The following is a 19,570-nucleotide window of genomic DNA, read 5'->3' as shown; positions in this document are numbered from 1 at the left end:
CCACCGGACGACGATGATCCGCCGCTCGACGAAGACGACGACGATGACTGCGAGGCGGCTCATGGTGAGACTGCTGTTGGTCGTGGTGCTGGCGCTCGCGGTGGCGGTGTTGGTGGGCTTCGTCGTGGGCTATAACAAGCTGCGCGCGGCGGACGTGCGCGTCGCCGAGGCGCTCGGCGGCATCGATGTGGAGCTGACCCGCCGGGCGGCTCTGATTCCGGCGCTGGTTCAGGCCGTCGCGACGTTCGCCTCGCATGAGACGGCGGTTCTCGGCCGGGTCAGTGGTGCGCAGGCCGCGCTGGCGTCGGCGACCGGCAGCGCCTCGGTGGTTCAGCGCAGCGCTGCCGAGCGTGATCTGGACAGCGCGCTGACCGGCGTGCTGGCGCTGGGATCGTCCTACCCGCAACTCAATTCGTCGGCCAACTTCCTGAACCTGCAGGAGAACCTGGCCGATACGGAGAACAAGCTGGCGTTCGCCCGGCAGTACTACAACGACGCGGTGGCCACCCTCAACCGGCTCGTCGGAACGATCCCGTGGGTGTACCTCGCGCCGCTGGCCGGCGTCTCCGAGCGGGAGTACTACCGCCCGCCGCATTAGGGAAGCAGCACCCCGAATCCCTAAACTGGTCGGGTGCGTCTTGTCTTTGCCGGAACCCCAGAGCCCGCCCTCCCGTCGTTGCAGCGGCTGATCGACTCGCCCCGCCACGATGTGGTCGCGGTCCTGACCCGGCCCGACGCCGCCGCCGGGCGCCGCGGGAAACCCGCTCCGTCACCGGTCGCGAAGCTGGCGCTCGAGCACGACATACCGGTCCTGCGACCGGCCAAGCCCAACTCCGACGAGTTTGTCGCCGAGCTGTCCGAGCTGGCGCCGGACTGCTGTGCGGTGGTCGCCTACGGTGCGCTGCTGAGCGAGCGCTTGCTCGCGGTGCCACAGCACGGCTGGATCAATCTGCACTTCTCGTTGCTGCCGGCCTGGCGCGGGGCCGCTCCGGTGCAGGCCTCCCTGGCGGCGGGTGAAGAGGTGACCGGAGCGACGACGTTCCTGATCGAGCCGGCCCTCGATTCCGGTCCGGTCTACGGGGTGGTGACCGAGCGGGTCCGCGACACCGACACGGCGGGCGAACTGCTTGGGCGACTTGCTGATTCGGGTGCCGCGTTGCTGGAGTCGACCCTGGACGGTATTGCCGAGGGAGCGCTGACCGCGGTGCCGCAGCCTGCCGACGGAGTCAGCCTGGCACCCAAGATCACCGTGGAGTCGGCCCGGGTGCGCTGGGATCTGCCGGCCCACGTCATCGACCGCCGGATCCGCGCCGTCACCCCGAATCCCGGTGCGTGGACGATGATCGGGGACCTGCGGGTCAAGGTCGGGCCGGTCACGGTGGAGCCGTCGGAAGATTCGTTGGACCCCGGCGAGATCCGCGTCGAACGCAACGCGGTGCTGGTCGGTACCAGTTCCCAACCCGTCCGGCTCGGGCAGATCCAGCCGCCCGGAAAGAAACTCATGAACGCGACCGACTGGGCCCGCGGGGCGCGGCTCGACGAATCGGTGCGCGCCTCATGAGCAACAGGCCGAACCGTCCCAACCGTCCGCCGCAACGCAACCGCCAACACCGGCGCACCCCGCTGGATCCCGCCCGCCGGGCCGCCTTCGATGTGCTGCGCGCGGTGTCGGAGCGTGATTCCTACGCCAACCTGGCCTTGCCCGCGCTGCTGCGGGAGCGGGGGATCGAGGGCCGCGACGCGGCCTTCGCCACCGAGCTGACGTACGGCGCGTGTCGCACCCGGGGACTGCTCGACGCAGTCATCGAGGCGGCCGCCGGGCGTCCACCCGAGCGGATCGATCCGGTGCTGCTCGATCTGTTGCGTCTGGGCACCTATCAGCTGCTGCGCACCCGGGTCGAGCCGCACGCCGCGGTGTCCACCACCGTCGAACAGGCCGGCATCGAATTCGACACGGCCCGAGCTGGTTTCGTCAACGGTGTGCTCCGGACCATCTCGCGTAGTACGGAGCAGGAATGGATGGAGCAGCTGGCTCCGCCAGCAGCCACCGACCCGGTCGGACACGCCGCATTCCTGCACGCCCACCCGCGGTGGATCGCCCAGGCCTTCACCGACGCGCTGGGCGCCAGGGCGGGAGAGCTCGACGCCCTGCTGACCAGTGACGACGAGCGTCCCCTGGTGCACCTGGCGGCACGGCCGACCGCACTGACCGCGGCCGAACTGGCGGAACAAGCTGACGGCACCGTCGGCCGCTACTCGCCGTATGCCGTCTATCTGCCGGGCGGTGATCCCGGACAGTTGGCGGCCGTGCGCGATGGTGCGGCCCAGGTGCAGGACGAAGGCAGCCAGCTGGTGGCCCGCGCCCTGACCCTGGCCGAGCTCGACGGCCCGGACAACGGCCGCTGGCTGGACCTGTGCGCCGGCCCGGGTGGCAAGACCGCTTTGCTGGCCGCGATCGGTGCGGCTTCGGGGGCCAGGGTCACCGCGGTCGAGCCCGCGCCGCGTCGCGCCGACCTGGTCGAGGAGAACACCCGCGGGCTCGACGTCGACGTGCGCCGCGTGGACGGGCGGGAATCGGATCTCGAACCAGGATTCGATCGCGTCCTCGTCGACGCCCCCTGCACCGGGCTGGGTGCGCTGCGCCGACGGCCCGAGGCGCGTTGGCGACGCCAGCCCGGCGACGTTCCCGGACTGGCGAAACTGCAGCGTGAACTGCTGGCGGCGGCCATCGCCCTGACCCGCCCCGGCGGCGTTGTCCTCTACGCGACCTGTTCGCCGCACCTCGCCGAAACCGTCGGGGTGGTGGCCGACGCCGTCCGCCGCCATCCGGTGACCCAACTGGACACCCGGGAGTTGTTTGCCCCGGCCGACGACCTGGGCGACGGACCGCACGTCCAGCTGTGGCCGCATCGGCATGGGACCGATGCGATGTTCGCGGCCGCCCTGAAAGTAGGCTGACCGCCATGGCAGAACCCCTGATCGCCCCGTCCATCCTGTCCGCTGACTTCGCGCGGCTGGCCGATGAGGTCGCTGCGGTGGCCGGGGCTGACTGGTTGCATGTCGATGTCATGGACAACCACTTCGTGCCCAACCTGACGCTGGGCATGCCCGTCGTGGAGTCGTTGCTCAAGGTGACCGACATCCCGATGGACTGCCACCTGATGATCGATCGGCCGGAGCGCTGGGCGCCGCCGTACGCCGAGGCGGGTGCCTACAACGTCACCTTTCACGCCGAGGCGACCGACAATCCGATCGGCGTGGCCCGCGATATCCGCGCCGCCGGCGCCAAGGCCGGCCTTTCGGTGAAACCCGGCACCCCGCTGGAGCCGTACCTGGAGATCCTCAAGGAATTCGACACCCTCCTGGTGATGTCGGTGGAGCCCGGGTTCGGTGGGCAGAAGTTCATCCCGGAGGTGCTCACCAAGGTGAGCACGGTGCGCCGCCTCGTCGATTCCGGCGAGCTGACCATCGTCGTGGAGATCGACGGCGGCATCAACGCCGACACCATCGAGCAGGCGGCCGAGGCCGGTGTGGACTGCTTTGTCGCAGGCTCCGCGGTGTACAGCGCGGCCGATCCGGCCGCCGCGGTGAGTTCCCTGCGCCAGCAGGCAGCGAGCGCCTCGAGACATCTGACGCTATGACGCTCGAGTCCGTGATGCGGCTGGCCATCGAGCAAGCCGAACAGGTCAAGGGCTCGACCTATCCCAATCCGCCCGTCGGCGCGGTGATCCTGGACCGTGACGGGCAGATCGCCGGGGTCGGGGGAACGCAACCGGTCGGCGGCCCGCACGCCGAGGTGGTGGCACTGCAGGCGGCCGGTGACCGGGCCAAGGGCGGCACCGCAGTCGTCACCCTGGAGCCGTGCAACCACCATGGCCGAACCCCACCGTGTGTAGATGCGCTTCTGGCATCAGGGGTTTCGAATGTCACATACGCGGTGTCCGACCCCAATCCGGCCGCGGCGGGCGGGGCGCAACGCCTCGCCGATGCCGGCGTCACCGTCAGCGGCGGACTCGTGGCCGACGAGGTCGAGAAGGGGCCGTTGCGTGAGTGGCTGCACAAGCAGCGCACCGGATCACCCCATGTCACATGGAAATTCGCCACCAGCGTGGACGGTCGTAGCGCCGCTGCCGACGGTTCCAGCCAGTGGATCACCAGTGAGGCCGCCCGCGCGGACGTTCATCGCAAGCGGGCGGCGGCGGATGCCATCGTGGTCGGTACCGGGACGGTGTTCGTCGACGATCCGACGCTGACTGCACGTCGGGCCGACGGCACGCTCACCGATCACCAACCGCTGCGGGTGGTGGTGGGGATGCGGGAGGTGTCGTTGGACGCCAAGGTGCTCAACGACGATTCGCACACGATGCTGATCCGGACGCATGATCCGCACGAAGTGATGCGGTCGCTCGGCGACCGGACCGACGTCTTTCTGGAAGGCGGGCCGACCCTGGCCGGGGCCTTCCTGCGGGCCGGGGTGGTCAACCGGATCGTGGCTTACGTCGCACCGATTCTGCTGGGCGGGCCGATCACCGCGGTCGACGACATCGGGGTGCTGAGCATGGTGCACGCGCAGCGCTGGCGGTTCGATGGCATCACTGCCATCGGTCCGGATGTTCGCCTGAGCCTCGTGCCCAACTGACAGAAGGCGCGCAGCCATTAGCCAGCCTAGGTTAGGGTGACCTAAGTTACGGTCCTGAAATGACGAGCATTGTCGGTCATGATCGGTACACTCGTACCAAAGCGCGTTCGCTGCCGAATGTGCACCGGGTGTACACGAGCAAAGGACGCATATATGACTGCCCTGCAGGATTGGCTCCCCAGCACATCATGGACCCCCCGCACGCTCCGCGCGCTGGTGAGTGTCCCGCTACGCCTCGTGCTGCCCAGCCGGCCGGAGGAGGCCGACCGGGCACCACGTTTGCTGCGTCCCGGGGTGGAGCGCTGCTGAAACCGATCAGCTGGATCGGTGGCGCCCCGGTGGCTGGTCGGTGCGCTGATCGTCTTGGTCGGCGGTCTGGATAGGCAGGGCCTCCGTCGGCAGGAACAGCTGCCCGGTTGACGTGTCATCGTCCGCACCGGTGTCGCCGCTCTCGGGAGGTCCCGCCAACTCGTCGACGTGGACGTTGCGCGCGGCGATCAGCAGGCCGAGCACCGCGCCCACTACACAGACGATCGCGGTGATCCCGAAGATGTCGCCGTACATCGACACATACGCCTCGCGATAGCGGACGGCCTGTGAAGCCAGCCGCTCCTGCAGCGACATCTGGCTGGTGTTCGCCGCAGCCGCCAGGCTGGCCAGGTGCTGATTGAAGCGGAACAGACCCCAGGCGGACAGTGCCGCCATGCCGATCAGCATGCCGATCATCCGGGCCACCACGACGAATGCCGAGGCGATGCCGTGCTGCGCGGCAGGTACCACCCGTAGCGTGGCCGACGTCAGCGGGGCGATCACCAACCCGAGGCCCAGACCCACGATCGCCAGATCGGTGTCGAGCACCGGCAACTGGAACAGGACCAGGTCGTGGGTCCTGTCGAGCACGTCGATCGACCAGTGGGTGATCAGCCAGAAGCCGCCGGCCGCGATCATCAGGCCGACGAAGCTGACGATGCGATCCCCGACCCGGGTGGCGATCCAGCCACCGATCAGCGCGCCGATCGGCAGGGCGATCAGGAATCGCAGCAGCAGGAAGGCCGCGTCGTACTTGTCCTTGCCGAGCACGCCCTGGCCGAACAGTTCGACGTTGACCAGCGTGACCATCAGGGCGGCACCGGTGCACAAGGAGGCGGCAAGCGCGGCCAGGAACGGCCGGAACTTCACCCCGGCGGGTTCGATCAGCCGCGTGCGGGCCAACTTCTCCCAGACGAAGAACGCGACAGCCGCCACCAACGCGCCGATCAGTAGCGGTGGGCCCCACTCGGGCAGCACGTGCTTGCCGTCCGGCTCCGGGTTGTACAGACCCACGACAGCCAGGCCCAAGGCAATGGCCAGCAGGAGGCCGCCGACGACATCAACCTTTTCGCGGTGGTCGCTGGGCTCCTTGCCCGGCAGGCTGAAGTGGATCATCGCCATCGCGATGATGGCCAGCGGCACGTTGATCCAGAACACGGCCTGCCAGTGATGGAACAGCGCGACGGCGCCGATGCCGTACAGCGGGCCCAAGACGCTGCCGAACTCCTGTGCGGCACCGACGCCGCCCAGCACGGCAGCGCGACTGCGCGCCGCCCACAGATCAGCGGCCAGCGCCAGCGTCACCGGCAACAACGCACCGCTCGCGGTGCCCTGCACCACGCGGCCGATGACCAGGGTGGTCAGGTCGCCGGACAGTGCGGTGATCACCGAACCGACCGCGAAACCGGCCAGACCGACCTGGATCAGCATCTTGCGGCCGAACCGGTCCGAGGCCCGGCCCAGCAGCGGCATGGCAGCGATATAGCCCAGCAGATAACCGGTGATGATCGGCGTGACCTGCTGGATCTTGTTTATCGCGATCCCGACGTCGGACATGATGTCGGTCATGATCGTGACCACGACATAGGTGTCGAGGGCACCGAGCAGCACGGCGAGGCTGCCCGCGCTGATCGCGATGTGGCGGCTGCGGCCGGCACTCACCGCCTGCGCGGCCCGCATCAGGACGCGGGCTTGGCGACGGTGACCTGCTTACCCCAGTCAGTCAGGGTCATGGTGACGCTGTTTCCGGGGGTGGGCTCAAGCTTGGCCTGCAGAAGGGTGTGGTCCCCGTCCTCGGTGATCCAGGCGGTTCCCGGGACCGGGCCGGTGGCCTTGAGCTGGGGGGCGATCTTGTTGACCGCATCGGCGCTCACGGTGCCGGTCACCCGGACGCCCTCGGTGCCGTTGATCGACTCGCGGCCGTCGGCCTTGGCGTCGCTGAAGTTCGCCAGCACGTTGGCCAATCCGGTGTCGGGGTTCAAGATGGCCGAGATGTCGTAGATCTTTTCGGCCGGCCCGTAATTGGACAGTGGGTCACCGGGGGTCAGCGCGGCGTACAGGTCGCCACCGGAGACGACGAACTTTGCGTCAGCCAGTTTCTGACCCATGAAGATGAGATCGGCGGTGCCCTCGGCGGCCACCTCGGGGGCATTGGTCAGGTCACCGTCGAGCTTCTCGACGGGAAGACCCTCGATGGTGCCCTGCACGGTGAGCAGGAGATGGACGCTCTGCTGAGCCTTGGTCGAGGCCGCCGACTCCTGAAGGAGTTGGCCTGCGTCGGGCAGCGGGGCGCTCGACTTCTCCGAGGACGATGACGAACAACCCGCGACCAGCGCGGTCGCGGCGAAGAGGATTGCGAGTAAGGACTGGACTGCGAAGCGTGGGCGCGTCTGCATTACTGCATCGTAGAGGCTTCCGACGGTCGGGCGTTTTCTCCAACTCCGGGTTGAGGCGAATACTCTGGTCGCCGTGTTCACCGGAATCGTTGAAGAGCTGGGTGTCCTGGTCGACAAGGCGGAGCTGACGGATGCCGCCCGGTTCACCATCCGTGGCCCCGTCGTCACCGCCGACGCCGGCCACGGCGATTCGATCGCGGTGAACGGGGTCTGTCTGACCGTGGTCGACGTGCTGCCCGACGGAGCATTCACCGCCGACGTCATGGGGGAGACGCTGAACCGGTCGAGTCTGGGCGGGGTCGGCGTCGGGAGCCAGGTGAACCTGGAGCGGGCTGCCGCGGTCAACAGTCGCCTCGGTGGTCACATCGTGCAGGGCCACGTGGACGGCACCGGCACTGTGATTTCCCGCACGCCCTTCGACCACTGGGAAGTGGTGCGCATCGGCCTTCCGGTCATGCTGACGCGCTACGTGGTCGAGAAGGGTTCGATCACCGTCGACGGCGTCTCGCTGACGGTGTCCGCGGTCGGTGACGACTGGTTCGAAGTGTCGCTGATTCCCACCACGCGTGAGCTCACCACGCTGGGGCAGGCGGCCGTGGGGACGACGGTCAATCTCGAGGTCGACATCATCGCGAAGTACGTGGAACGGCTGATGGCCGGTCCCGGTGAGTAAGAGCTGGCAATAACCGCTGGATTTCGGTGGTTCATACTGGAGTCGGCATATGGTCCCGCTTTGGGGACCTGGCATTCGAACAGGCAAGGTGGCGCAGATGACCAGGCTCGATTCCGTCGAGAGGGCGATAGCCGATATCGCGGCGGGCAAAGCCGTGGTGGTGATCGACGACGAGGACCGCGAGAACGAAGGCGACCTCATCTTCGCTGCCGAGAAGGCCACCCCCGAACTCGTTGCGTTCATGGTCCGCTACACCTCCGGTTACCTGTGTGTGCCGTTGGACGGCGAGATCTGCGACCGGCTGGGGCTGCTGCCCATGTACGCGGTCAACCAGGACAAGCACGGCACCGCCTACACCGTCACCGTTGACGCGAAAAAAGATGTGGGAACCGGCATCTCGGCGTCGGACCGGGCCACCACCATGCGTGCCCTCGCCGATCCGGGTTCGGTGATCGACGACTTCACCAAGCCCGGCCATGTGGTTCCACTGCGGGCCAAGGACGGTGGAGTGCTGCGCCGCCCCGGGCACACCGAGGCTGCCGTGGACCTGGCCCGTCTGGCCGGGCTGCAGCCCGCCGGCGCGATCTGCGAGATCGTCAGCCAGAAGGACGAAGGCGATATGGCGCGCACCGATGAGCTGCGGGTCTTCGCCGACGATCACGACCTGGCACTGATCTCGATCGCCGACCTGATCGAGTGGCGGCGCAAGCACGAGAAGCACATCGAGCGCATCGCCGAGGCGCGGATCCCCACCCGGCACGGCGAGTTCGTGGCAGTCGGCTACAAGAGCATCTACGAGGACGTCGAGCATGTCGCGCTGGTCCGCGGCGACATTTCCGGACCGGCAAGCGACGGCCACGACGTCCTGGTCCGGGTGCACTCCGAATGCCTGACCGGTGACGTGTTCGGCTCCCGGCGTTGTGACTGCGGTCCGCAGCTCGACGCCGCGATGGCGATGGTGGCGCGGGAAGGCCGCGGCGTCGTGCTCTACATGCGCGGCCACGAGGGCCGGGGCATCGGTCTGATGCACAAGCTGCAGGCCTATCAGCTGCAGGACGCCGGTGAGGACACCGTCGACGCGAACCTGAAGCTCGGCCTGCCCGCCGACGCCCGTGACTACGGCATCGGTGCGCAGATCCTGGTCGACCTGGGAATCCGGTCGATGCGACTGCTCACCAACAACCCGGCCAAGCGCGTCGGACTCGACGGCTACGGGCTCCACATCATCGAGCGCGTGCCGCTGCCGGTACGGGCCAACTCGGAGAACATCCGCTACCTGATGACCAAGCGGGACCGGATGGGCCACGACCTCGTCGGCCTCGAAGACTACGACGAAGCGGTGAGCATGGACGACTACGACGAGGCGGTGTACCTGCTCGGTGACCGCCGGCCGCCCAGCGCGACCGATTCGGGTTCGAGCCTGTGAGCGCCCACGGAGTCCCTGATCTGCCCCAGGTGGACGCTTCGAACGTGAAGCTGGCGATCGTAGCCAGCACCTGGCACACACAGATCTGCGATGCACTGCTCGACGGCGCACGCAAGGTCGCCGCCGACGCCGGTATCGCCGAGCCGACGGTGGTCCGCGTGCTCGGGGCCATCGAAATCCCCGTGGTGGCACAAGCATTGGCCGCCACCCATGACGCGGTGGTGGCGCTCGGTGTCGTGATCCGTGGCCAGACCCCGCATTTCGATTACGTGTGTGATGCGGTGACGCAGGGCTTGACGCGGGTGTCACTCGATGCGTCCACCCCGGTCGCCAACGGCGTGTTGACGACCGACAACGAGGCGCAGGCCCTCGACCGTGCCGGGCTGCCGGATTCCACCGAGGACAAGGGCGCTCAGGCGGCGGCAGCAGCCCTGTCCACCGCGCTGACGTTGCGCGAGCTGCGCGCCAAGGCATGACCGACAGATGACTGACAAGAAGACTGAGAAGAAGGCCGGAGACCGCTGGGATCTTGATATCCGGCCTTACCGGACACCATATTTCGCCTACGGTGCGGCTCTGATCATCTTCCTGGCGCACGTGGCGGTCGGTGTGCTGCTGAAGGTGGGCTCCACCGGCGTGGTCTTCCAGACCTCGGACCAGATCGCGATCGCCTTGCTCGGCGCGATCATCGGCGGAGTGGTGCTGATGTTCGCCCGGCCTCGGTTGAAGGTCGGGCCGGCGGGCGTGGCTGTGCGGAATCTCGTCAGCTTCAAGGTGTTTCCGTGGTCTGAGGTACTCGGCATCACCTTCCCGGTCGGGGCTCGGTGGGCCCGACTGGACCTGCCCGACGATGAGTACATCGCGGTGATGGCGATCCAGGCGATCGACAAGGGACGTGCCGTCGCGGCCATGGACGAGGTCCGGGCTCTGCTCGACCGGTATCGCTCAGATCTGGGCTGACACCGAGCGGTCAGCCGGCATCGCCGAGCACCAGACCTTCGCGGCGGGGGTCGGCCCCGCCGATCCAGCCCGGCGACGTGCGTACCAGGGCTGAGAGCCCACTTGACTGATCGGCCAGGGAAACCTGATGCCCCAGCGCGCGCAGGCCCTCGACCAGCTGATCGCGGTCGCCGTTGGCGACGGTGTCGACCAACGGATGCTCACCTCCGACGTTGGTGACCGGCGTGTTGGCCGCGCCGAAATCGATCATCGATACCGCCTGCTGCGGATCCAGGTTCCAATCCATGATGCCGACAAGGGTTTTCACCACGAACTGGATGATCACCGAACCGCCGGGGGAGCCCAGGACCGCATACAGCGGACCCCGTTGGGGGCCGGCCTTGTCGAATACCAGGGTGGGGGCCATGGTGCTGCGCGGGCGCTTTCCGGGCTGGACCCGGTTGGGTATCGGCGTCCCTTCGACACTGGTCGGCTCGGCCGAAAAGTCCGTGAGCTGGTTGTTGAGCAGGAAGCCGTCGACCATGTGGAACGACCCGAACGCCGACTCGATGGTGGTGGTCAGCGAAGCCGCATTGCCGAAGCGGTCGATCACACTGATCTGGCTGGTGCCGTGTTCCGGGGCTGGCGGGATGGTCATCGGTGGGGCGAAGTCCCCGGGTGCGGCTACGCCCATCGTGTGGCCTCGGGAGATCAGTGCGGCCCGGCCGGTGAGATAGGCGCCGTCGAGCAGGGTTTCGGGTGATCCACCGGGCAGCGGGACGAAATCGGTGTCGGCGACGTAGCGATCACGATCGGCGTAGGCCAGACGCTCGGCCTCGGAGATCAGGTGTACCCCGGTCACCGACGGATGACCGCCGTTGAGGTCGACGCGGTCCGGCTTGTAATCGCTCATCGGGAAGTGCTCGAGCATGCCGAGGGTGGCCGCTACCGCGATACCGCCCGACGACGGGGGCGGCATTCCGCAGACCTCGCGGCCACGGTAGGTGGTGCACACCGGATCACGCTGTTTGACCGTGTATCCGGCGAGATCCTGCTCGGTCATGACGCTGGGCGTGCGCCCCCGCTGGTGTCGGTGGCGGAGGCCACGACAGCACGGGCGATGTCGCCGGCATAGAAGGCCTTGGCCCCCTCGGATGCAATGGCGCCCAAGGTTTTCGCGTAGGCCGGGTTGGTCATGCGGGTGCCAACGGGTTTGGGGCTGCCGTCGGGGTTGAGAAAGTAGCCGGCGGCGGCGGCGTCCAGCCGAAGTTGTGCATCGGCATTGTCGATGGCGGCCGCCAGGCGCGGGCTGACGTCGAACCCCCGATCGGCCATCGACACAGCCGGGTCGAAGAGATCGCGCCAGGCCTTCTTGCCGAACTGGCGGTGGACGTCGTCGAGCAGTCGCACGATGCCGGGTACCCCGATGGAGCGGCCCGACGCCCTGGCGTCGGGTTTGGGGACTGCCCGGTCGGTCTCCGACACCCAGCGCAGGTAGTTCTCGGTCGCTGCTGCCGGCGCGGTCTCACGCCCGTCGTAGGCGTGCACTGCGTTGCCCACGGCGTCGTAGTACAGCAGGAAGCCGCCGCCGCCGATCCCGGAGGACTGCGGTTCGACCAGGCCGAGCACGGCCTGCGCGGTCACCAGGGCGTCCGCCGCGGTGCCTCCGTCGCGTAGCACCTTGCAGGCGGCTTCGGTGGCCAGGGGATTGGCGGTGGCCACCGCGTAGGTGGAGGTGTGGACGGCCGTCATGTCGCTGCGGTACCCGGTACCGATCTCGGGGTTGGTCGCCAGGTCTGGTGTCGGCGGTGCCGACGGTTTGGCTGGTGTCGGCGGTGTCGGCGGTGCCGACGGTTTGGCTGGTGTCGGCGCCTTGGGCTCCGGGGTGCCGTTGGACAGGATTTGGCACGGTCCGGCATCGGTCCTCGCGGGGCGCCGAATGCCGTCCGAGCATCCGGCAAGGATCACAGCGACGACACTGAGCAGCGCGATGACCGAACGGGTGGACGCCAGCAACCGCACAGTTCGACGGTAGCGGAGTTCGGTCGGATCGCGGCAGTAACCTGGAAACCGTGCCCGATCCAGCGACGTACCGGCCGGCGCCCGGATCGATCCCCGTGGAGCCTGGCGTGTACCGGTTCCGGGACCCGCACGGTCGGGTCATCTATGTCGGTAAGGCCAAGAGCCTGCGTAGCCGCCTGACGTCCTATTTCGCGGATGTGGCGAGCCTTGCGCCGCGCACCCGGCAGATGGTGATGACGGCGGGCAGTGTCGAGTGGACCGTGGTCACCACCGAGGTCGAGGCACTGCAGTTGGAGTACAACTGGATCAAGGAGTTCGATCCACGCTTCAACATCCGCTACCGCGACGACAAGACGTACCCGGTGCTGGCGGTGACGCTCAACGAGGAGTACCCGCGACTGATGGTGTACCGCGGGCCACGGCGCAAGGGTGTGCGGTACTTCGGCCCGTATTCGCATGCCTGGGCCATCCGCGAGACACTCGATCTGCTGACCCGCGTTTTTCCGGCCAGGACCTGCTCGGCGGGAGTGTTCAAGCGGCACAGGCAGATCGACCGTCCATGTCTGCTCGGCTACATCGACAAGTGCTCGGCGCCGTGCGTCGGTCGGGTCAGCGCCGAGGAGCACCGACGGATCGTGCTGGATTTCTGCGACTTCCTGGCAGGCAAGACCGATCGGCTGGCCCGTGACATGGAACAGCAGATGATGGCCGCTGCCGAGGATTTGGATTTCGAGCGGGCAGCCAGGCTGCGCGACGACATCGCGGCGCTCAAGCGTGCATTGGAGAAGCAGGCCGTGGTGCTCGGCGACGGCACCGATGCCGACGTGGTGGCGTTCGCCGATGACGATCTTGAGGCGGCCGTGCAGGTGTTCCACGTACGTGGGGGCCGGGTGCGTGGCCAGCGGGGATGGATCGTCGAGAAGTCTTCGGAGCCGGAGGCGACCCGTGATTCGGCCCCAGAGCAATCCGGGCAGGAGCATCTGGTTGAGCAGTTCCTCACCCAGTTCTACGGCGAGCAGGCCGAACTGGGCGGTGCGGCCGACGAGGCCACCAACCCGGTGCCGCGTGAGGTTCTGGTGCCGGTGCTGCCGCCGAATGCCGACGAACTGGCGGCATGGTTGTCGGGGCTTCGTGGTTCGCGGGTGAGCCTGCGGGTGCCGGTGCGTGGTGACAAGCGCACCCTGGCCGAGACTGTCCAACGCAACGCACGTGAGGCACTGGCCCAGCACAAGCTCAAGCGCGCCGGCGACTTCAACGCGAGATCGGAAGCGCTGCAAAGCATTCAGGATTCCCTCGGGCTGGCCGATGCGCCGCTGCGGATCGAATGCGTGGATATCAGCCATGTACAGGGCACGGACGTGGTCGCCTCGCTGGTGGTATTCGAGGATGGCCTGCCGCGCAAGTCGGACTACCGGCACTACGCGATCCGTGAGGCTGCCGGCGACGGCCGCTCGGACGATGTCGCCTCGATCGCCGAGGTGACGCGACGTCGTTTCCTGCGGCACGTGAGCGATACGCAGCCGGAGGTAGGTGCCGATCAGCGTCCCCGCCGGTTCGCCTATCCGCCCAATCTGTTCGTGGTGGACGGCGGTGCCCCTCAGGTCAACGCGGCGGCCGCGGTCCTCGACGAACTGGGGGTCACCGACGTCGCGGTGATCGGGTTGGCCAAGCGGTTGGAGGAAGTGTGGGTGCCGGCCGAGCCTGATCCACTGATCTTCCCGCGGAACAGCGAGGGGCTTTATCTGTTGCAACGCGTGCGTGATGAGGCACACCGGTTCGCGATCAGCTACCACCGCAGCAAACGGTCGAAGCGGATGACCGCCTCGGCGCTCGACTCGGTGCGTGGCCTGGGCGAACAGCGTCGCAAGGCGTTGGTGACACACTTCGGGTCCGTGGCCCGGCTCAAGGAGGCCACGGTCGAGGAGATCACCGCGGTGCCGGGGATCGGGGTGGCGACGGCGCAGGCTGTCTTGGCTGCGCTCGGCGGCGGGCCGCCAAGTGACGACGGCGGCGGGCCGCAAAATGAAGACAGCGGCGGGCCGGCATCGCCCGAAAGCGGTGAGCCGTCATCGGTCGAATGCGGTGGCCCGCGAAGTGAGAACAGCGCCGGACTGGGCGATTCAGGGGCGCCCGCAACGGTTATCGAGGATGATCGACGCAGGGTGTCGGGATGACGGGTAACGGGGACATGACTAGCCAGGCGGATCGCGCATGAACGAACATCTGCGCGAGGGCGGCATCATCGGTGGTGCGGACGCAGATTCGGGGATCGACGTCGTCCTGGTCACCGGCCTGTCGGGAGCCGGCCGCGGTACTGCGGCCAAGGTGTTGGAGGACCTCGGCTGGTACGTCGCCGACAACCTGCCACCGGAGCTGATCGCCCGCATGGTCGAGTTGGGGTTGGCCGCCGGATCGCGGATCACCCAGCTGGCCGTGGTGATGGATGTGCGGTCACGGGGCTTCACCGGTGATCTGGATTGGGTGCGCAATGAATTGGCCGCACGGAGCATCACCCCGAGGGTGCTGTTCCTGGAGGCGTCCGACGACATTCTGGTGCGCCGCTACGAGCAGAACCGCCGCAGCCACCCGCTGCAGGGCACGCAGACCCTGGCCGAGGGGATCGCTGCCGAGCGGGCGTTGCTGGCGCCCGTGCGCGCGGCGGCTGACCTGGTGATCGACACATCTGCCCTCCCGGTGCCGGCGTTACGTGAGAGCATCGAGCGTGCGTTCGGCGGTGAGACCGTCGCCTACACGAATGTCACTGTGGAGTCCTTCGGTTACAAGTACGGCCTGCCGATGGATGCGGACACGGTGATGGATGTGCGGTTTCTGCCGAACCCGCATTGGGTGGACGAGTTGCGGCCGCACACCGGCCAGCATCCGGATGTGCGTGATTACGTACTGGGACAACCAGGCGCCAGGGAATTTCTCGACACCTACCATCGTCTGTTGGACGTGGTGATCGCCGGTTACCGCCGGGAGGGGAAGCGTTATATGACCGTCGCCATCGGGTGTACCGGCGGCAAGCATCGAAGCGTGGCGATCGCCGAGGCGCTGGCGGAGCGGTTGCAGGGCGGTGACGGGCTCACCGTTCACGTGCTGCATCGGGATCTGGGTCGCGAATGACGCCGCGGATCGTGGCCCTCGGTGGAGGGCACGGGTTGTACGCCACCTTGTCGGCGGCCCGGCGGCTCAGCCCACATGTGACGGCCGTGGTGACGGTTGCCGACGACGGCGGTTCATCGGGACGGCTCCGCAGCGAACTTGACGTAGTGCCACCCGGCGACTTGCGAATGGCGTTGGCGGCCTTGGCTTCTGACAGTCCGCACGGTCGATTGTGGGCGACGATCATTCAGCACCGGTTCGGTGGCAGCGGCGCACTGGCCGGGCACCCGATCGGCAACCTGATATTGGCGGGCCTCAGTGAGGTGCTGGCCGATCCGGTCGCGGCACTCGACGAGCTCGGACGCATTCTGGGGGTGAAGGGCCGGGTGCTGCCGATGTGCCCCATCGCCCTGCAGATCGAGGCCGACGTGGCGGGTCTGGAGTCCGACCCTCGGATGAGCCGGGTGATCCGCGGCCAGGTGGCGATCGCCACCACGGTGGGCAAGGTGCGCCGGGTGCGGTTGCTGCCAGGCGATCCGCCGGCCACCCGGCAGGCGGTGGAGGCCATCATGAGTGCCGACCTCGTGGTGCTCGGGCCGGGCTCGTGGTTCACCAGTGTGATCCCGCACGTCTTGGTGCCGCAGTTGGCGGCGGCATTGCGGGCGACGACGGCGCGGCGAGCGCTCGTGTTGAATCTGGCTGCAGAGCCGGGCGAAACGGCAGGGTTCTCGGCCGAGCGTCACATCCACGTTCTGGCCCAGCATGCTCCGGACTTCAGCGTGCATGACATCATCGTCGATGCCAGCCGAGTGCCGAGCGACCGTGAACGGGAGCAACTCAGCCGCACAGCCAACATCCTCAATGCCCGCGTTGAGTTTGCTGACGTGTCCCGACCTGGTACACCTTTACATGACCCGGCGAAGTTGGCCGCGGTGCTGGAGGGGGTCCGGTTGCGTGCGACGGGGCCGGGCCGGGCTGTGCAGGAGTCCACCGTTCCGACGCCCGCTGCGAGGTCGGTCGACGTGGCGCACCAGGAGCCGGCGCCGAATACACCGAGAGGGGACGATCCGTGGCGATGACAGCCGAAGTGAAGGACGAGCTGAGCCGCCTGGTAGTCAACTCGGTGAGCGCTCGCCGCGCGGAGGTGGCGTCGTTGTTGCGTTTTGCCGGCGGCCTGCACATCGTGGCCGGCCGGGTGGTGGTGGAAGCCGAGGTCGATCTCGGGATCATCGCGCGACGCCTGCGCAAGGACATCTACGACCTTTACGGGTATAACGCGGTGGTCCACGTACTGTCGGCCAGCGGTATCCGCAAGAACACCCGCTATGTGGTGCGGGTGGCCGCCGACGGTGAGGCGTTGGCGCGGCAGACCGGATTGCTCGACCTTCGTGGACGCCCGGTACGGGGCCTGCCCGCGCAGGTGGTCGGCGGCAGCGTCGGTGACGCCGAGGCCGCGTGGCGCGGGGCGTTCCTCGCTCACGGATCGTTGACCGAGCCCGGCCGCTCGTCGGCGCTTGAGGTCAGTTGCCCCGGCCCGGAGGCGGCCCTGGCCCTCGTCGGTGCCGCGCGGCGGCTCGGGGTCAGTGCCAAGGCCCGCGAGGTGCGGGGTGCTGACCGGGTGGTGGTCCGTGACGGCGAGGCGATCGGTGCGTTGCTTACCCGCATGGGGGCCCAGGACACGCGGCTGACGTGGGAGGAACGGCGCATGCGCCGCGAGGTCCGCGCCACTGCCAATCGCCTGGCCAATTTCGACGACGCGAACCTGCGCCGGTCGGCGCGTGCCGCGGTGGCCGCGGCCGCCCGGGTGGAGCGTGCGTTGGACATCCTCGGTGACGGGGTGCCCGATCACCTGGCCGCGGCGGGCAAGCTGCGTGTGGAGCACCGGCAGGCGTCGCTGGAGGAGTTGGGCCGGCTCGCCGATCCGCCGATGACGAAAGATGCTGTGGCCGGCCGTATCCGGCGCCTGCTGTCGATGGCCGATCGCAAGGCGAAGCAGGAAGGGCTGCCCGACACCGAATCGGCGGTGACTCCGGACCTTCTCGACGACGCCTGAACCGCGGCCGGCGTCTACGTCACGTGGACGCCGCGCCTGATGTCCGTAATGAACAGCGGATTGGGCTCGGCCATCGTCATGATTCAGGATCGGTGCCGCTCCCTGACCTCGGTCCCCGCGCTTGGTTGTGGTCCTGTTGCGCCTGGGCGAGGTCAACCAACTCGCCGTAACCCTTGCTCAGCGCCTGAGGATCCGCGGCCTTTCTCGCCACCCACGAAAGAAATTGTTCGGCAATGAGATCCACGATCTGGCTGTGTGATGGATCCCGCAGATCAAGTATCAGGACATTGTGTTCATTCAGTTCATGAATTTCTTGTCGCGCCGGCCCCTCGGGCAGGGTGTCCTCAAGAAAGTCGAACAAGAATGACGTCATAGAACTGCGCCATGACCAGTCACCGTCCCGGAAACGAACAAAACCGCCCATACAATTCTCTCTGTGGTCGTGTGTTCGCACTGCACGCGCACGTCGGCGGTTCGTGTATCGCCCCCGGCCGCACGAGGTTCGGGGAACGGATTCCAGTGCGCTGCCCACTCAGTTCGCGTTGGTTCTCGTCTCGTCAGGAGCACTGCCACCTGAAGCTCACACGGTCGAACGCCCCCGCCGCCAGGTCTTGCGGGCGAATCATGAAGTAAAGAATGCCGCAGTCGCCCCACATGAATCCGGCATCGTCGTCGGTGTCGAACTGAGCGAGCAGTTGCCAATCCCGAGCTTCCACCGTGACGGCTGGATCGCTCCAATTGATCTTGTGACCTCCGCCGTTCGTTAGTTGCCCATACGCGATTTCGACCTCGACGGGGCCTTGGACCGGATCGGGGTGACCTCCGATTTGATGAAGAGGCCCGGGAGTTGCTTGCCGCACGGCATCCAAGGTCTCGAACACTCCGCTCCATCCCTCCGCTGGCCAGTTCTCATCGTGCAAATCCGGGTGCTCCCACGTTGGCCACGTGAGGATCGGTTCCGCCCGAAGCTCAACCTCTCGATAGGCAGTGATCGGCGACGGGGACTCGGTCAGTACGACGGGCACATACCCCGGAGTGTGTATCACTCTCACACCATCGCTGGTTCCGAACAGTGCGCCGACGACCTCGACGCCGTCGTCGACCTGGCCGTCTGTCAACGATTTCTGAAAATTGACCCTCTGCGGATCTCGTGAATTGACCCACCGAGTGGGGTTAGTTGCTGTTGGTCTGGCGATTCATATCTGAAGGCGATCGGCCGGAAGAGCAGGTTAACCGCGTCGATGATGATGATGAGCGTGAATCTGCAGATCTTCTGGCCGGTGGTACTGGCATAGTCAAACATCGAGGTCACGCTCGGGACGGTCTCGCCGACTGCCGACAGCGGGGATTTGAGACCCGCGGTGTGAGACAGGAAATGAGACGTCGCGACCTGGGCCGATAGGCCGAGGACGGGAAACCTGTGGCCTCGTCTCGTTTCTCTAGAAAAGAGACACTGGCTGTTGGTCACCCTTACCCGGCGGGCACGTTCTCGCCAGCCGGGGACGGGTCGGTGTTCCGGTCAGGCGCTGCTTTGGGCGTGGCGCAGCAGTGTGGGGTCGTGGGAGTTGACGATGAGCAGGTCGGGGTCACCGCGGTGGTGGAGCTCGGCAAGGCGTTCATGGTTGTCGCGGACCTGCTGTCGGTTCCATGCGATGAGGTTTTCCATGGTTGTCAACGCACGCGGCACGCGAGTGGTGCCGTCGAGGATGCCGTAATGATAGAAGGAATCGCCGGCGTGCAGAATCCAGCGGTGTCCGGCGTCGACGGCCACGCAAGCGTGCCCGCGGGTGTGCCCGGGTAGCGAGACGAGGACGATTCCGGGGGCGATGTCGGTGAGTTCTTTGGCTGCGGCGAATCCCCGCCAATTCTCGCCGTCGGGGTGATGTTCGACAATGTTGGGTTGGTGCGACCACTGAGCGGGGCTGTAGCGCAATCGTTCTCGCCAGGAGGGGGCCTTAATTGCTCCCAGGGCTTCGGCGGCGGTCACGTGAATGGTGGCCTCAGGAAA

General features: G+C 67.2%; 19 protein-coding genes and 1 pseudogene. 14 read left to right on the top strand and 6 right to left on the bottom strand.

The window, feature by feature from the left end:
- Window positions 1-61 precede the first annotated feature (61 nt).
- From A5779_RS00785 to A5779_RS33935, 6 genes are all read left to right on the top strand, one after another.
- Window positions 62-598: a LemA family protein gene (locus A5779_RS00785; protein WP_064878007.1), complete on the top strand. Its 537-nt coding sequence runs from the start codon at window positions 62-64 to the stop codon at window positions 596-598.
- 33 nt (window positions 599-631) lie between these two features.
- A complete protein-coding gene (gene fmt, locus A5779_RS00780; protein WP_064878005.1) occupies window positions 632-1,561 on the top strand; it encodes a methionyl-tRNA formyltransferase in 930 nt (309 codons plus the stop codon).
- Window positions 1,558-2,958: an RsmB/NOP family class I SAM-dependent RNA methyltransferase gene (locus tag A5779_RS00775; RefSeq protein ID WP_064878003.1), complete on the top strand. Its 1,401-nt coding sequence runs from the start codon at window positions 1,558-1,560 to the stop codon at window positions 2,956-2,958. Before fmt ends, A5779_RS00775 begins: the two co-directional genes overlap by 4 nt.
- 5 nt (window positions 2,959-2,963) lie before the next feature.
- On the top strand, window positions 2,964-3,641 hold the full coding sequence (rpe, locus tag A5779_RS00770; RefSeq protein WP_064878001.1) for a ribulose-phosphate 3-epimerase: 678 nt from the start codon (window positions 2,964-2,966) through the stop codon (window positions 3,639-3,641).
- On the top strand, window positions 3,638-4,639 hold the full coding sequence (gene ribD / locus A5779_RS00765) for a bifunctional diaminohydroxyphosphoribosylaminopyrimidine deaminase/5-amino-6-(5-phosphoribosylamino)uracil reductase RibD (RefSeq protein WP_064877999.1): 1,002 nt from the start codon (window positions 3,638-3,640) through the stop codon (window positions 4,637-4,639). The genes rpe and ribD overlap by 4 nt, the downstream gene beginning before the upstream one ends.
- Before the next feature lie 153 nt (window positions 4,640-4,792).
- Complete coding sequence (locus tag A5779_RS33935) at window positions 4,793-4,948, top strand: hypothetical protein (protein WP_165609725.1); 156 nt, start codon at window positions 4,793-4,795, stop codon at window positions 4,946-4,948.
- A 6-nt stretch (window positions 4,949-4,954) separates the two neighbouring features.
- On the opposite strand, the gene A5779_RS00760 is transcribed toward A5779_RS33935, so the two are convergent.
- Window positions 4,955-6,628: an MFS transporter gene (locus tag A5779_RS00760; RefSeq protein WP_064877997.1), complete on the bottom strand. Its 1,674-nt coding sequence runs from the start codon at window positions 6,626-6,628 to the stop codon at window positions 4,955-4,957.
- Window positions 6,628-7,344 (bottom strand): LppX_LprAFG lipoprotein, encoded by a 717-nt coding sequence (locus A5779_RS00755; RefSeq protein WP_064877995.1) that lies wholly within the window; start codon window positions 7,342-7,344, stop codon window positions 6,628-6,630. Before A5779_RS00755 ends, A5779_RS00760 begins: the two co-directional genes overlap by 1 nt.
- Before the next feature lie 73 nt (window positions 7,345-7,417).
- Here A5779_RS00755 and A5779_RS00750 point away from each other — a divergent pair, with 73 nt between their 5' ends.
- The 4 genes from A5779_RS00750 to A5779_RS00735 all read left to right on the top strand — a co-directional run bounded on the left by A5779_RS00750 (window position 7,418) and on the right by A5779_RS00735 (window position 10,403).
- Window positions 7,418-8,017: a riboflavin synthase gene (locus A5779_RS00750; RefSeq protein ID WP_064877993.1), complete on the top strand. Its 600-nt coding sequence runs from the start codon at window positions 7,418-7,420 to the stop codon at window positions 8,015-8,017.
- Window positions 8,018-8,114: 97 nt separating this feature from the next.
- Window positions 8,115-9,443 (top strand): bifunctional 3,4-dihydroxy-2-butanone-4-phosphate synthase/GTP cyclohydrolase II, encoded by a 1,329-nt coding sequence (locus A5779_RS00745; RefSeq protein ID WP_003880816.1) that lies wholly within the window; start codon window positions 8,115-8,117, stop codon window positions 9,441-9,443.
- Entirely contained in the window at window positions 9,440-9,919 is a 480-nt protein-coding gene (gene ribH, locus A5779_RS00740; protein ID WP_055113660.1) for a 6,7-dimethyl-8-ribityllumazine synthase, read from the top strand. The genes A5779_RS00745 and ribH overlap by 4 nt, the downstream gene beginning before the upstream one ends.
- 7 nt (window positions 9,920-9,926) lie before the next feature.
- The gene (locus tag A5779_RS00735) at window positions 9,927-10,403 is read left to right on the top strand and encodes a PH domain-containing protein (RefSeq protein ID WP_064877991.1); all 477 of its coding nucleotides are present in this window, start codon (window positions 9,927-9,929) and stop codon (window positions 10,401-10,403) included.
- Window positions 10,404-10,413: 10 nt separating this feature from the next.
- Here the strand turns inward: A5779_RS00735 and A5779_RS00730 are convergent.
- A pseudogene (locus A5779_RS00730) lies at window positions 10,414-12,404 on the bottom strand (gamma-glutamyltransferase family protein).
- A gap of 50 nt (window positions 12,405-12,454) precedes the next feature.
- On the opposite strand from A5779_RS00730, the gene uvrC reads away from it, so the two are divergent.
- From uvrC to whiA, 4 genes are read left to right on the top strand one after another with little or no spacing between them, the layout of a single operon-like run.
- Window positions 12,455-14,578, top strand: coding sequence for an excinuclease ABC subunit UvrC (uvrC, locus tag A5779_RS00725; RefSeq protein ID WP_082941460.1), 2,124 nt, complete (start codon window positions 12,455-12,457; stop codon window positions 14,576-14,578).
- A gap of 37 nt (window positions 14,579-14,615) precedes the next feature.
- Window positions 14,616-15,530, top strand: coding sequence for an RNase adapter RapZ (rapZ, locus tag A5779_RS00720; protein WP_055113665.1), 915 nt, complete (start codon window positions 14,616-14,618; stop codon window positions 15,528-15,530).
- Window positions 15,527-16,588, top strand: a complete 1,062-nt coding sequence (gene yvcK / locus A5779_RS00715) for a uridine diphosphate-N-acetylglucosamine-binding protein YvcK (protein WP_064877987.1) — start codon at window positions 15,527-15,529, stop codon at window positions 16,586-16,588. The genes rapZ and yvcK overlap by 4 nt, the downstream gene beginning before the upstream one ends.
- On the top strand, window positions 16,585-17,562 hold the full coding sequence (gene whiA / locus A5779_RS00710; protein WP_055113667.1) for a DNA-binding protein WhiA: 978 nt from the start codon (window positions 16,585-16,587) through the stop codon (window positions 17,560-17,562). The genes yvcK and whiA overlap by 4 nt, the downstream gene beginning before the upstream one ends.
- A gap of 76 nt (window positions 17,563-17,638) precedes the next feature.
- Here whiA and A5779_RS00705 read toward each other — a convergent pair whose 3' ends face one another.
- The 3 genes from A5779_RS00705 to A5779_RS00690 all read right to left on the bottom strand — a co-directional run.
- Window positions 17,639-17,935: a hypothetical protein gene (locus tag A5779_RS00705; RefSeq protein WP_064877981.1), complete on the bottom strand. Its 297-nt coding sequence runs from the start codon at window positions 17,933-17,935 to the stop codon at window positions 17,639-17,641.
- Between the two features lie 184 nt (window positions 17,936-18,119).
- Entirely contained in the window at window positions 18,120-18,443 is a 324-nt protein-coding gene (locus tag A5779_RS34345) for a DUF1963 domain-containing protein (RefSeq protein WP_236734603.1), read from the bottom strand.
- A 638-nt stretch (window positions 18,444-19,081) separates the two neighbouring features.
- A partial coding sequence (locus A5779_RS00690) for an MBL fold metallo-hydrolase (RefSeq protein WP_461786795.1) occupies window positions 19,082-19,570 on the bottom strand: 489 nt, incomplete at its 5' end.

The sequence above is a fragment of the Mycolicibacterium peregrinum genome (assembly GCF_001665625.1).
GTDB classification, from domain to species: domain Bacteria; phylum Actinomycetota; class Actinomycetes; order Mycobacteriales; family Mycobacteriaceae; genus Mycobacterium; species Mycobacterium peregrinum_B.
The sequence above is the reverse complement of the archived record's forward strand: the minus strand, read 5'-3'. Positions and strand labels throughout refer to the sequence as shown.

Bases quoted from the DNA above. Each gene is read 5' to 3' on its own strand.
- A5779_RS00785 (WP_064878007.1), top strand. From the start codon at position 62: ATGGTGAGACTGCTGTTGGTCGTGGTGCTGGCGCTCGCGGTGGCGGTG.
- A5779_RS00775 (WP_064878003.1), top strand. From the start codon at position 1,558: ATGAGCAACAGGCCGAACCGTCCCAACCGTCCGCCGCAACGCAACCGC.
- rpe (WP_064878001.1), top strand. From the start codon at position 2,964: ATGGCAGAACCCCTGATCGCCCCGTCCATCCTGTCCGCTGACTTCGCG.
- ribD (WP_064877999.1), top strand. From the start codon at position 3,638: ATGACGCTCGAGTCCGTGATGCGGCTGGCCATCGAGCAAGCCGAACAG.
- A5779_RS33935 (WP_165609725.1), top strand. From the start codon at position 4,793: ATGACTGCCCTGCAGGATTGGCTCCCCAGCACATCATGGACCCCCCGC.
- A5779_RS00760 (WP_064877997.1), bottom strand. From the start codon at position 6,628: ATGCGGGCCGCGCAGGCGGTGAGTGCCGGCCGCAGCCGCCACATCGCG.
- A5779_RS00755 (WP_064877995.1), bottom strand. From the start codon at position 7,344: ATGCAGACGCGCCCACGCTTCGCAGTCCAGTCCTTACTCGCAATCCTC.
- A5779_RS00745 (WP_003880816.1), top strand. From the start codon at position 8,115: ATGACCAGGCTCGATTCCGTCGAGAGGGCGATAGCCGATATCGCGGCG.
- A5779_RS00735 (WP_064877991.1), top strand. From the start codon at position 9,927: ATGACTGACAAGAAGACTGAGAAGAAGGCCGGAGACCGCTGGGATCTT.
- rapZ (WP_055113665.1), top strand. From the start codon at position 14,616: ATGAACGAACATCTGCGCGAGGGCGGCATCATCGGTGGTGCGGACGCA.
- yvcK (WP_064877987.1), top strand. From the start codon at position 15,527: ATGACGCCGCGGATCGTGGCCCTCGGTGGAGGGCACGGGTTGTACGCC.
- whiA (WP_055113667.1), top strand. From the start codon at position 16,585: ATGACAGCCGAAGTGAAGGACGAGCTGAGCCGCCTGGTAGTCAACTCG.
- A5779_RS00705 (WP_064877981.1), bottom strand. From the start codon at position 17,935: ATGACGTCATTCTTGTTCGACTTTCTTGAGGACACCCTGCCCGAGGGG.